Here is a 13,043-nt window from a genome sequence, read left to right as displayed (position 1 = left end):
CGATGCCAATAATTCAACTGAATGATGATTCATATGATTTCCCTCATCCGAAAGAAGCATTAACGGAGCCTAATGGTCTACTGGCGATAGGAGGCGATTTATCCGCTAAACGATTAAATGCAGCTTACCATCAAGGCATTTTTCCTTGGTTTTTACCCAGCGAAGCGCCACTTTGGTGGTCTCCCGATCCGCGTGCGGTAATCATTCCCGGTGAATTGCATATCGGCCGAACATTACGCCGGTTTCTGCGCAATGATCCATACTGTATTACGGTGAATCATGCCTTTGAACAGGTAGTTTATTTCTGCGCTCAACGGCAGGAAGGAACATGGATAGGCCGGGATATCCAACAAGGTTATCAAAAATTACATCAAGCAGGACAAGCGCATTCAATAGAAGTCTGGCACAATGAGCGGATTGTTGGCGGCTTGTACGGTGTCGGCGTCGGCACACTATTCTGTGGAGAGTCTATGTTTAGCAGAATGGAAAATGCATCCAAATGTGCGCTTATTGCTTTCTATCACCATTTTCTGCGACACGGCGGTGAACTACTGGACTGCCAAGTGCTTAACCATCACACAGCGTCATTAGGCGCAAAAGAGATCTCCAGAGAAGAATTTATTCAGTATCTTTATCAATTCAGAAATCGGTCATTAAAACCCGGTTGCTGGTCACAACAAGTACTGGAATTATAATCAACATTTGACCGATTCATGTTGATGATAACGTAAATATCACCATGCACCATTTGCAAAATAACGGGTTAAAATACAACATTCCTTTACATAATGAGGGTTTTTCGGCATTATCTTGCCCGTTAAAAACGATGGTTATTAAACTTAGAGGATTAGATGGCCAAAGAAGACAATATTGAAATGCAAGGTACCGTGCTAGACACGCTACCAAACACTATGTTCCGCGTTGAGTTAGAAAACGGGCACGTAGTCACTGCTCACATCTCAGGTAAAATGCGTAAAAACTACATCCGCATCCTGACAGGCGACAAGGTTACAGTTGAGCTGACCCCATATGACCTGAGCAAAGGCCGTATCGTCTTCCGTAGCCGCTGATTCATTACCGTTTTCAGGTATTACACCACAGGTAGCAACTTTGTATTTAACAACGTTGTTTTCACCTGTGGTGTCGCTCTTTATTAGTGCACTACATCTTCTGGCTTCTGCTTATACGCACTGCTGAAATCGTAGGTCAGTACGCGTTTTGCCTTATCGAAGCCAATACTTACTGAGCCACCGTGAACTAATGAGCCGAACAGAAGCTCATTTGCCAACGGTTTTTTCAAGCTATCCTGAATAACCCGCGCCATTGGTCGAGCACCCATTGCTTTATCATAGCCTTTGTCACATAACCATTGACGAGCATCCGCACTGACCTCCAGCGAAACGCCTTTGTCATCCAATTGTGCTTGCAAGGCGACAATGAACTTATCAACTACCTGTTGAATAACCTCGATAGAAAGCGTATTAAACCAGATGATGCCATCAAGACGGTTACGGAATTCCGGTGTAAACACTTTCTTAATCTCTTCCATTGCATCAGAACTGTTATCCTGCTGCTTAAATCCAATGGACTTGCGCTGTGTTTCACGTACTCCCGCATTCGTTGTCATGACTAAAATGACGTTACGAAAATCCGCTTTGCGGCCGTTATTATCAGTCAGAGTACCGTTATCCATGACCTGTAATAACAGGTTAAATACATCCGGATGTGCTTTTTCAATCTCATCAAGCAGCAATACTGAATGAGGATGTTTAATCACAGCATCTGTAAGCAATCCTCCTTGATCAAAACCAACATATCCCGGCGGCGCACCAATTAAACGGCTTACGGTATGGCGCTCCATATATTCTGACATATCAAAACGCAATAATTTGATATTCAGCACTTTAGCAAGCTGTACGGTGACTTCCGTTTTCCCCACGCCTGTCGGACCTGCAAGCAGGAAAGAACCCACCGGTTTATTATCCTGCCCCAACCCTGCACGACTCATCTTAATGGCCTCGGTCAATGCCGCAATCGCGGTATCCTGACCAAATACCAACATTTTCAGCCGCTCATCCAGTGTTCTCAGGACATCTTTATCACTGGCAGAAACAGTTTTTTCAGGGATACGGGCAATCCGGGCAACGACGAATTCAATATCCGACACATTAATCGTTTTTTTACGGCGACTAACCGGCACCAGACGGGTACGCGCCCCGGCTTCATCAATTACATCGATCGCCTTATCCGGCAAGTGGCGATCAGTAATGTATTTCACTGATAAATCAACCGCAGCGCGGATCGCTTTCGTGGTATAACGTACATCATGGTGCGCCTCATATTTTGGCCGCAACCCTTTAATAATCTGTACCGTCTCTTCGGGTGAAGGCTCAACAATATCAATCTTCTGAAAACGACGCGCTAACGCCCGATCTTTTTCAAAAATATTACTGAATTCATGATAGGTCGTAGAACCAATCACTCTGATACGTCCACTAGATAACAATGGCTTAATCAGATTAGCCGCATCGACCTGCCCCCCTGACGCGGCGCCTGCACCGATAATGGTATGAATTTCATCTATAAATAGAATACTTTTCTTATCCTGCTCAAGGGTTTTTAACAATGCTTTGAAGCGCTTCTCAAAATCACCACGATATTTAGTTCCCGCCAGCAATGAACCAATATCCAGCGAATAAATCGTACAATTAGCCATCACTTCCGGTACATCTTTTTGCACAATCCGCCATGCCAACCCTTCTGCAATGGCGGTCTTACCGACCCCCGACTCCCCGACTAACAATGGGTTGTTTTTCCGACGACGACACAACACCTGGATTGTTCTTTCCAACTCATCCTGACGGCCAATCAATGGATCAATCTGCCCTCTTTGAGCGAGTTGATTCAGATTAGTTGTGAAATTTTCCAACCGATCCTCACCTGTAGAGTGCTCTTCCGCAGATTGCGAGCCTGTCTCCTGATGATCCGATTCAGTGTCCTCTTTTTGCGTTCCATGAGAAATGAAATTAACCACATCCAGACGACTAACATCATGTTTACGCAACAAATAGGCAGCTTGAGACTCCTGTTCGCTGAAGATAGCCACCAGCACATTAGCGCCAGAAACTTCTGAACGCCCAGAAGATTGAACATGAAATACCGCGCGCTGAAGAACACGTTGAAAACTCAACGTCGGCTGAGTCTCCCGCTCATCATTTTCAGGTAACAACGGTGTCGTTTGTGAAATAAAATTCTCCAGCTCCTTACGCAATTGAGCCAGATTGACCTTGCAGGCTTCCAATGCTTCACGCGCTGATGAATTACTTAACAACGCCAGCAATAGGTGCTCCACAGTCATAAACTCGTGTCTGTTATCCCGTGCTTTAGCAAAGGCAATATTAAGACTAAGTTCAAGCTCTTGGTTGAGCATAGGCACCTCCCCCTAAAATCAGTATACCTGGTCAGATTTTTTCCAGCGTACAAAGTAATGGATGCCCGTGCTCCCTGGCATACATATTTACCTGAGCCGCTTTAGTTTCTGCCACTTCAGCAGTATAAACCCCACAAACAGCCTTCCCTTGATAGTGGACATCCAACATTAATTGCGTTGCCCGTTCAATATCATAAGAAAAGAACTTTCGTAATACGTCAACTACAAACTCCATCGGAGTGTAATCATCATTGTTAAGAATGACCTGATACATTGACGGCGGCTGCAATTTTTGCTGTCGTTCATCCTTAACAGATTCCTTAGTTTTCAAACTGTTATGATACTCGCTCATTATTTTCCCAACAGGATTAATCTCTAATACCAACTACGACCAGCAAATAAATTATGTTGCCGTTTATCTTATCATTCTCTGGGCAACTCCTTTTACCACAGACTATTCCCCTATGAAAACTCGGCATAAAAGTGAATGAACGAAACTCATATCGTTATCTATATCAAACTTTAGTCATTCAAAACAACCAGACATTTGTTCTGTGCTTGACGAGAATTTGATTTTTACTACAGTATGTTTTGTGAACAAACATAGATAATGTCACTGATTACATGTGATTGTTTACAACTGTTATATTAATGGCTCATCTCAACCGAAATTATTAAACGAGGGATGTAGAAGTATGGAGACAGGTACTGTTAAGTGGTTCAATAATGCGAAGGGCTTTGGGTTTATTTGCCCGGCAAGCGGCGGAGAAGATATATTCGCTCATTACTCAACCATTCAGATGGACGGTTACCGGACGCTGAAAGCGGGCCAGAAGGTGAATTTCAGCGTTCACCAAGGCCCAAAGGGAAATCATGCCAGTATTATTGTTCCCCTTGAAAACGAACCCAAAGGCTAAATAGCCTGGCCTGTGGGTCATAACCAGGTATTATTCACACGCCGCCGGTCATTGCCTGCGGCGTAACACTATTTCATTTCCGCTTATTCTCTTGCCAACGCTTCTATCGGATCAAGCCGAGCAGCATTACGGGCAGGTAGAAATCCAAATATCACGCCAATTGCGGTAGAACAGGCGAAAGCACTGAGTAAGGCTATCGGCTGGAAGACAAAATGCCAACCAGGCAGCGCCAGTTGTGCAATCAATGCAATCGTATAAGAGAGTACAATGCCCAAAACACCGCCAACCAGACAAACCAAAATAGCCTCTATCAGAAACTGCTGCATCACATCACTGGTTCTGGCGCCTACTGCCATACGGATACCGATCTCTCTCGTACGTTCAGTCACCGAAACTAACATAATATTCATCACGCCAATACCGCCAACTATCAGCGAAATTACCGCCACCATCGTCAAAAACAGTTGTAAAGTATGAGCCGTTTTTTCCGCCGTTTTTACCATCATGTCCACGTTATAGGTGAAAATATCCTTTTTCCCGTGGCGTAAAGCGAGCAATTGAACAATCTTCTTTTCTATATCCTTAGAGTTATAACCATCCTTTATTCTGACAGTAATTGAATCCAGATAATTTCGGTTCATCAGACGGCTGGTCATCGTGCTATGAGGCAACCAGACATGCAGTGATTTGCTACTGCCAAATGTAGCTCTCTTATCAGATACCACTCCCACAATTGTGGCCGGCATATTACCCACCAAGATCACGTCTCCAATCACATTTTTCTGGTGAGGAAACAGCTTACGCTGGGCATTTTTATCAATAACCACAACTTGCCCCTGACGGCGTATCATATCCAATGAGAATCCCATTCCCTGGGAAAAACGCAGAGCATAAACTTGAAAAAACTCATCACCCACGCCAGTCACCCTCGAAGCAACATCAATGTTCCCTTTACGAAGGCGCATTTGTCCCTCAATTTCCGGTGAAACCGCCAGAATATAGGGCTGCGCTTTAATCGCGTCGGCATCCTCTATTTTCAGCGCTTGCATATTGGCTGGATCATCAAGGCCAAAATCTTCGCCCGGATAAATATCAATAGTGTTGGTCGCAATCTCTTTAATATCGGATAACACCGATGCCCTGGCCGCATCTCCGATAACCAAGATAGTCACGACAGAAGCAATACCAATGATAATCCCCAACATGGTCAGTAAAGTTCGCATCTTGTTGGCGACCATCGCCCGCCATGCCATGAATAAAGCTTCATTAAACCGCCCAAGGGTCTGGCGTATTGACGATATTTTTGACGTTAACGACGGAGTTTTAGTGATTTTTCTACTCACTTGTGTGCCAGAATCACTCATAATGCGACCATCTTTGATCTCAATAATCCTCTGTGCCTGCGCTGCAATTTTTGGATCATGAGTGACAATAATGACGGTATGCCCCTGCTCACACAGTTGTTTGAGGATTGCCATCACCTCTTCGCCAGAATGGCTATCCAACGCTCCGGTTGGTTCATCAGCCAAAATGACTTGACCGCCATTCATCAACGCCCTGGCGATACTGACCCTCTGCTGCTGTCCGCCTGAGAGCTGCCCCGGCTGATAGTCAATTCGCTCTTCAAGCCCTAAACGACCAAGCAACTCGATTGCTCTCTGGCGACGTGCCGCTTTAGCGGCTCCTGCGTAAATAGCGGGAATTTCCACATTCTGTTCAGCGGTTAAATGAGTCAGTAAATGATAACGCTGAAAAATAAAGCCAAAATGCTCCCGTCTCAGTGCGGCCAATTCATCATTACTCAGTTCAGCAACATTCTGTCCCGCGACCCGGTATTCACCATTACTAGGTTGATCAAGACATCCAAGAATATTCATCAGTGTCGATTTACCCGAGCCTGACGCGCCGATAATCGCAACCATCTCACCGGCGTAAATAGACAAGGTGACATCATCCAGTACTTTTACCTGTTGCTCACCCGCGGGATAGCTGCGCTCTATACCTTTCAGCTCAAGTAGCGCATTCATTACTCATCCCCTGCTGCATCACTAAGACCAGTAATCACCTGCTCATGTTCTTTCAGACCAGACAGAATTTGTACATTCACATCATTGCGCACGCCAATGGTCACTTCTCGTTTCTCTTCTTTATCTCCATTCAGGATATCCACCTCATAACGGGTTGGCGTAATCTGTTTACCCAGAGCCGAGATTGGGATCATTAACACATCACGATGGGAATCGAGTTGAATTTTCACCTGGGCGGTCATTTGCAAACGCAAAAGTTGCTGAGGATTAGCCACCTCGAAACGGGCATAGAAGAAAATTGCATCATTAATCTTTTCTGGCGTCGGCAAAATATCTTTCAACACCCCTGGAAAATTTTTATCCGGGGCGCCTAATACGGTAAAAGAAGCTTTCTGACCCGGTTTCAGGTAAATAACATCTGCCTCTGATACTTCTGCTTTTACTAACATCGTGCCCAAATCAGCCAGCGTCAGAATGGTCGGGGCTTCCTGTGCCGCAATGACTGTTTGCCCCTGAAGCGTTTTGATATTGACAACGATACCATCCATTGGCGCGGTAATCCGGGTATATTGCAAATTCGTCTCAGCAGTATCAAGGCTGGCCTGATTTTTACTGATTTGCGCCAATAAAGTTTCTACCTTCGCTCTTTTCACTTCAACATCCGTTTTAGCCTGATCCAATTCCTGGAGCGAGACCGCCTGCACTTTTGCCAGATTGTTCTGACGCTGTAATGTAAGCCGCGCCAATTTCAATTGCGCCCTGGCTTCTATCAGATCAGCATTCAACTCTCTGATCGTGGCTTCAACTTCTTTAACCTGGTTTTGCGCTGGCTTAGGATCAATCAATGCCAATAACTGGCCTTTTGTCACCTTATCACCCACCTCAACATACAAATTCTGCAACTGACCGCTTACCTGTGCGCCAACATCTACTTTTCTGACCGCATCCAGTTTCCCTGTTGCCAATACATTCTTTTCCAAATCACCTTTAATGGCAGTAACTGTTTGATATTTAATCGCTTCCGTCCCATGTAGAAAATACCCCAGAACCAATGTGATAACAGCCGCAATAGCTAACAATACAACCCATCGACGTTTCGGACGAATAAAATTCATTTAAATATCACCATATTAAGCATTGGATTCAGAGAAATGGTAAAAACTGATTTTCTTGCAATACTTTACTTTGAAAACCGAGGACTTCTACTCATTCCAGATAGATGCCGTTCTTTTTACGTTTTATACCCATTGCAATTCATTAATAACACACTCACCTTAAGAATAAAAAATTCTTTGAGCAATAGCATATTTCTCTCTATCCTGACTATTCTCTTAATGTAAAAAAATTGTTATCTTTTATTTTCATGGTCTTTACAACCATTTTTGAAAGTCTTTACAACCGATTTTTATACTAGATTTGGATAAAAAGACATTAACTGTTTTACAGGATGTTAATTATGTACTCTGGGCTGCTGATCATTCTTTTGCCGTTAACGCTAGGCTATCTTATCCATTTGAATAATAAAGCATTGTTAAATGCTATTCATCGCCTTCTTAACGCGATGGTCTATGTCATTCTGTTTTTAATGGGAACCAGCCTGGCTTTGTTGGACGATTTAGGCCGTAACCTCTTCTCTATCTTTCAATACGCGATGACATTTTTTTTATGTATTTTTACAGCTAATATGCTAGCGCTATTCCTTCTTGAAAAATGCGATCCTTGGGTTATTAGTCCACATAAACAAGAAAAGCCCCCTTCCCGTTTGCATATGATTTTTGAATCACTGAAATTATGCGGCGTGCTGATTTTAGGTTTCCTATTTGGACTCACTGGCTGGTCATGGCTACGCTTCTCCAATCATGCTAGTGAAATTGCCTTAATCGTTTTACTATTACTTGTCGGTATTCAATTACGTAACAGCGGTATGAACCTGAAACAAATATTGCTAAACCGCCGAGGTATGATTATTGCAATTATTGTCGCGATCAGTGCGCTTGCCGGCGGTGCGATTGCGGCACTTATCCTTGGGCTGCCAGTGAAAACAGGTTTAGCATTGGCTTCCGGCTACGGCTGGTATTCCCTTTCTGGTATCTTACTTTCTGATGCTTACGGGCCGGTAATCGGCAGTGCCGCATTCTTTAATGACTTGGCGCGTGAGCTAGCAGTAATTATGCTAATTCCTGTTTTGATTAATCGATATCGCTCAAGCGTAATAGGGTTAAGCGGTGCGACTTCCATGGATTTCACTTTGCCGATATTACAACGGTGTGGTGGAGTCAGTATTGTTCCGGCAGCGATAGTCCACGGTTTTGTGCTGAGTTTGCTAGCGCCCTTGCTGATGGCATTCTTTACTTAACCAGAATTTGAGCCACAATTAATACTTGATGTCATAAATAACGGTTCAGACGCTTCATCTTTCCTCAGCATGGTAACAGAATAAATAAGCTTTTGTTGTAAAACTGTACAAGGAGGAAACAGAGCGCGTTAATCAGGTATGTAATTGAAATATCAATTAATAATATTCTGCGCATAAGATGTTGCATAATTATGCCAACGGGTTTAGCATCTGACTAAACCACTGACTATTCAGAATTAAAGCATGAGTATTCAATTAAAAAACATTGATTGCTATTACGGCGTCCATCAAGCACTGTTTGATATTAATCTTGAGTGTTCTCCAGGGGAAACGATGGTTTTGCTAGGGCCAAGCGGCGCAGGTAAAAGTACGTTGTTGCGAGTATTAAACCTGCTGGAAATACCACGATCCGGCCAGTTACATATTGCTAATCATCAATTCAATTTCGAACAAACGCCAGGAACAAAGGAGATTCGTTCTCTACGCCAGAATGTAGGTATGGTTTTTCAGCAATATCACTTATGGCCGCATCTTACTGTTATGGATAACCTGATCGAAGCACCTTGTCGCGTATTAAGTTTATCCAAGCAACAAGCACAGGAAAAAGCGAATAAGCTCCTTTCCCGTTTGCGCTTAGATGATTTTTCCGGCCGCTTCCCACAACATTTATCTGGAGGACAACAGCAACGGGTTGCTATCGCACGCGCATTAATGATGGAACCACAGGTTTTATTATTTGATGAACCAACCGCAGCACTGGACCCAGAAATTACAGCACAGGTTGTTAACATCATCCATGAATTATCTGCAACGGGCATTACACAGATTATCGTTACCCATGAAGTGGAAATCGCTCGCAAGGCCGCAAGCCGTGTCGTATATATGGAAAACGGCCGCATTGTAGAACAAGGTGATATCAGCCACTTTACCCAACCACAAACCAAAGCCTTTGCTAATTATCTATCACACTAACTATTAATAGGATATAGCGATGAAAAAACTACTTTTTGCGGCCCTCCTAGGCACAGTAACTTTATCTGCAACCGCCACGGAAAAAGAGACTATTCGTTTTGCCACAGAAGCCACTTATCCTCCGTTTGAGTACATCGATGCAAATAATAAAATTCAGGGTTTTGATGTCGATTTGGCCAATGCTCTCTGTGAGAAAATTAACGCAACATGTACCTTCACTAACCAATCCTTTGACAGCCTGATCCCCAGTCTGAAATTCCGTCGCTTCGACGCTTTAGCCGCCGGTATTGATATCACTCCTGAGCGCCAAAAGCAGGTTGATTTTACTAACACTTATTACGACAATTCAGCGGTTTTTATTTCCGTTAAAGGTAAAGTCTCCAGCGTCGCAGAGCTGAAAGACAAACTTGTGGGTATCCAGAATGGGACAACTCACCAGAAGTATCTGATGGAACAACGAAAAGAGATTAAAACCGTTCCTTATGACAGCTATCAGAATGCGATTCTGGATCTGAAAAATGGCCGTCTGGACGCCGTTTTCGGCGACACTGCCGTTGTTAACGAGTGGCTGAAAAAGAATGAAAATTTAAATACCATCGGTAACAAAGTCACCGACAAAAATTACTTTGGCATCGGTTTAGGGATTGCCGTTCGTAAGGGTAACAAAGCGCTACAAGATAAGCTGAATAAAGCTCTCGCTGACATTAAACGAGATGGCACTTATGACATCATCTATAAAAAATGGTTTAAATAAGTCACTGAATCTCCATGAATGAATTCCAATCTCTAACAAGCGCCGCCGGCATCACCGTCGGCCTTGCCGTATCCGCATTAGTGCTTGGTCTGATTTTAGCCATGCTATTTGCCGCCTGGGAATCAGCCCGCTGGAAACCCTTCGCCATACTTGGCACCTGTTGGGTCACTCTGTTCAGAGGATTGCCGGAAATTTTGGTCGTGCTGTTCGTCTACTACGGCGCATCACAACTTCTCATGACACTGGCTGATGGCTTTGATGTTTATCTTATCTTCTGGCATCCCAAGATTCAGATAGATATTCAAGACTTTTATGCCAGCCCATTTCTTTGTGGCGTCATTGCCCTTTCCCTACTCTACTCTGCCTACGCATCCCAGACACTCCGTGGTGCGATAAAAGCCATTCCTGCCGGTCAATGGGAAGCTGGTCAAGCATTGGGTCTTGGTCGCGCTGCAATATTTTTCCGCCTGATCATGCCCCAAATGTGGCGACATGCTCTACCAGGGCTAGGCAACCAGTGGTTAGTTTTGTTGAAAGATACCGCGCTGGTATCGCTTATCAGTGTGAATGATCTGATGCAGCAAACCAAAAGTATCGCCACACGCACTCAGGAGCCTTTCACTTGGTATATGATTGTGGCGCTTATCTATCTGGCTATCACTCTACTCAGTCAATTTATTCTAAAGAAAATTGAGATGCATACCACCCGCTTTGATCGGAGTGTTTCCTGATGCTTGAGTATATTCAACAGATTTTGCCGGGGCTGACAACCAGTCTGAGCCTGACCGTCACAGCGCTTTTTGTTGCGTTCATGATGTCCGTTCTGTTCACTATGGTTCTGACCATGAAATTGCCGGTACTGACACAACTGGTAAAAACCTACATTACTCTGTTCACCGGTACGCCTTTGCTGGTGCAGTTCTTTCTGATTTATTACGGACCTGGGCAATTTCCAGCCATAAAAGCGTACCCGTGGCTTTGGCAATTACTGTCTGAGCCTTGGCTGTGCGCAATGGTAACGCTGGCGCTTAACAGTGCGGCATATTCTACTCTGCTATTCTATGGCGCAGTAAAAGCCATTCCTACCGGTCAGTGGCAATCCTGTCAAGCCTTGGGCATGTCTAAAGCACAATCTATGCGGATACTGCTGCCCTATGCTTTTAAACGGGCGTTATCCTCCTATTCCAACGAAGTCGTATTGATTTTCAAAAGTACTTCTCTCGCAAGTACGATTACTTTGCTGGAAGTCATGGGATACAGTCAGCTTCTATTTGGCCGTAATTATGATGTGATGGTTTTTATCGCCGCAGGGGTGATTTATCTATGTGTTAACGGCATCCTGACTTTGCTGATGCGGATGATTGAACGCCGTGCACTCGCTTTTGAGCGCCATAACTAAACGGGATAGGGCGGTTCTTGTAGAACCCCCATTCCTCACATATTCTTTGGTTATTTAATCGTGACTTAACCTCAATAACGTTAAAACTTCGTAATGCTCGGTATGGGGAAACATATCAAACAACTGTGTCTTTTCTACACGATAGTTGGCGAGTGCCGCAATATCTTTCGCCATTGTCTGAGCGTTACAGCTTGAATAAAGAATATAATCCGGCGCCATTTTACTGAGATAATCGCACAACCCCTTACCAATTCCCCGGCGAGGCGGATTTACCAAAACCAATTGCGGAATTTGCTCTTTCGCCACGGCGAAGTTTGTCGAGTCCAAAGCTTGAAACTCGATATTTTCCAAACCCAGTATTTTTGCCGAATCACGGGCGCAATCAATGGCTTCGGGGCTGATTTCGATTCCGGTTAAACAGGTGTTTTTATCTGCGCAATGCAGACCAAAACCCCCAACACCACAGAATAGATCCCACATGCTACTGATTTTCAGTTCACGAACCCAACACCCTGCTGTCGCATACAATTCAGAAGCCATTTTCGGGTTAGTCTGGAAAAAGCTATGTGGACGGATGTAAAGCGGAATGCCATTGAACTGTTCCTTGAGCGCTTTTTGCTCAGTAAATAGGATCTCTTTCTCCCCCTCTAAGATCGCCATATGGATCGGCTGAATATTCGCAGAGATCACCGTAAGCTGCGGCAATTGCTCAAGCAATCGGGGTAAGGCTCGCTCCAATTGAGCAATTTTCGTTTCAGAACGCAGTACAAAACGCAACATCATTTCACCGCTATGACGGCTTTCTGTCAGCAACAAATATTTTAGTTCACCCCGCTTACGAGCAACGTTATACGGCGTCAACCCGGCATAAGCAATGAACGATTTAACAACATCGAATACAGGCTGAAAATGCGCTGGATAGAGGGGACAATTACACAGATCAACCGCCGTGCCATCACGATGCAGCATACCTAGTAATGGGCGTTCTACACTGCCGCTGACGACCATTTTGGCTTTATTACGAAAGGCGCCTGGTTGGCTGGCGATTGGAGGTAACCATTGATTCACAAAGGTTTGAGATAATAACTGTTTTAGATTCTGCTGTTTATCTTCTAACTGCTGAGAATAGGGTTTTTCAAGCCACTGACAAGAGTGACAATGCCCCGCAGAATAATGCGTACATTGCAT

The 13,043-nt window shown here is 44.3% G+C and carries 13 protein-coding genes; 8 read left to right on the top strand and 5 right to left on the bottom strand.

The features are described from left to right. The first annotated feature begins 2 nt into the window (after nucleotides 1-2). Nucleotides 3-695: a leucyl/phenylalanyl-tRNA--protein transferase gene (gene aat / locus EAE92_RS09780; RefSeq protein ID WP_214067947.1), complete on the top strand. Its 693-nt coding sequence runs from the start codon at nucleotides 3-5 to the stop codon at nucleotides 693-695. A 156-nt stretch (nucleotides 696-851) separates the two neighbouring features. Beyond that, the gene (gene infA / locus EAE92_RS09775) at nucleotides 852-1,070 is read left to right on the top strand and encodes a translation initiation factor IF-1 (protein WP_002211347.1); all 219 of its coding nucleotides are present in this window, start codon (nucleotides 852-854) and stop codon (nucleotides 1,068-1,070) included. An 83-nt stretch (nucleotides 1,071-1,153) separates the two neighbouring features. On the opposite strand, the gene clpA is transcribed toward infA, so the two are convergent. Both clpA and clpS read right to left on the bottom strand, forming a co-directional pair. Further along, nucleotides 1,154-3,430, bottom strand: a complete 2,277-nt coding sequence (gene clpA / locus EAE92_RS09770; RefSeq protein ID WP_214067946.1) for an ATP-dependent Clp protease ATP-binding subunit ClpA — start codon at nucleotides 3,428-3,430, stop codon at nucleotides 1,154-1,156. A gap of 31 nt (nucleotides 3,431-3,461) precedes the next feature. Next, on the bottom strand, nucleotides 3,462-3,782 hold the full coding sequence (gene clpS / locus EAE92_RS09765) for an ATP-dependent Clp protease adapter ClpS (protein WP_214067945.1): 321 nt from the start codon (nucleotides 3,780-3,782) through the stop codon (nucleotides 3,462-3,464). A gap of 343 nt (nucleotides 3,783-4,125) precedes the next feature. On the opposite strand from clpS, the gene cspD reads away from it, so the two are divergent. Then, a complete protein-coding gene (gene cspD / locus EAE92_RS09760; protein ID WP_036814644.1) occupies nucleotides 4,126-4,347 on the top strand; it encodes a cold shock-like protein CspD in 222 nt (73 codons plus the stop codon). Nucleotides 4,348-4,430: 83 nt separating this feature from the next. Here cspD and macB read toward each other — a convergent pair whose 3' ends face one another. Further along, entirely contained in the window at nucleotides 4,431-6,374 is a 1,944-nt protein-coding gene (gene macB / locus EAE92_RS09755; protein ID WP_214067944.1) for a macrolide ABC transporter ATP-binding protein/permease MacB, read from the bottom strand. Then, complete coding sequence (gene macA / locus EAE92_RS09750) at nucleotides 6,374-7,489, bottom strand: macrolide transporter subunit MacA (protein WP_214067943.1); 1,116 nt, start codon at nucleotides 7,487-7,489, stop codon at nucleotides 6,374-6,376. The genes macB and macA overlap by 1 nt, the downstream gene beginning before the upstream one ends. Before the next feature lie 341 nt (nucleotides 7,490-7,830). On the opposite strand from macA, the gene EAE92_RS09745 reads away from it, so the two are divergent. From EAE92_RS09745 to artM, 5 genes are all read left to right on the top strand, one after another. Next, the gene (locus tag EAE92_RS09745; protein WP_214067942.1) at nucleotides 7,831-8,730 is read left to right on the top strand and encodes a LysO family transporter; all 900 of its coding nucleotides are present in this window, start codon (nucleotides 7,831-7,833) and stop codon (nucleotides 8,728-8,730) included. A gap of 243 nt (nucleotides 8,731-8,973) precedes the next feature. Beyond that, on the top strand, nucleotides 8,974-9,702 hold the full coding sequence (gene artP / locus EAE92_RS09740; RefSeq protein WP_214067941.1) for an arginine ABC transporter ATP-binding protein ArtP: 729 nt from the start codon (nucleotides 8,974-8,976) through the stop codon (nucleotides 9,700-9,702). Nucleotides 9,703-9,721: 19 nt separating this feature from the next. Next, a complete protein-coding gene (gene artJ / locus EAE92_RS09735) occupies nucleotides 9,722-10,456 on the top strand; it encodes an arginine ABC transporter substrate-binding protein (protein WP_214067940.1) in 735 nt (244 codons plus the stop codon). A gap of 14 nt (nucleotides 10,457-10,470) precedes the next feature. Then, nucleotides 10,471-11,187 carry an arginine ABC transporter permease ArtQ gene (gene artQ / locus EAE92_RS09730; RefSeq protein WP_214067939.1) on the top strand — a complete coding sequence of 239 codons (717 nt, stop codon included), beginning with the start codon at nucleotides 10,471-10,473 and terminating at the stop codon, nucleotides 11,185-11,187. Further along, nucleotides 11,187-11,855: an arginine ABC transporter permease ArtM gene (gene artM / locus EAE92_RS09725; RefSeq protein ID WP_036814655.1), complete on the top strand. Its 669-nt coding sequence runs from the start codon at nucleotides 11,187-11,189 to the stop codon at nucleotides 11,853-11,855. The genes artQ and artM overlap by 1 nt, the downstream gene beginning before the upstream one ends. Nucleotides 11,856-11,909: 54 nt before the next feature. Here the strand turns inward: artM and rlmC are convergent, their stop codons facing one another. Continuing rightward, a complete protein-coding gene (rlmC, locus tag EAE92_RS09720; RefSeq protein WP_214067938.1) occupies nucleotides 11,910-13,043 on the bottom strand; it encodes a 23S rRNA (uracil(747)-C(5))-methyltransferase RlmC in 1,134 nt (377 codons plus the stop codon).

Origin of the sequence: Photorhabdus hainanensis (assembly GCF_018448965.1) — a bacterium.
Classification (GTDB): Bacteria; Pseudomonadota; Gammaproteobacteria; order Enterobacterales; family Enterobacteriaceae; genus Photorhabdus; species Photorhabdus akhurstii.
Note: the sequence above shows the minus strand (reverse complement) of the source record. Positions and strands in the feature narration are given on the sequence as shown.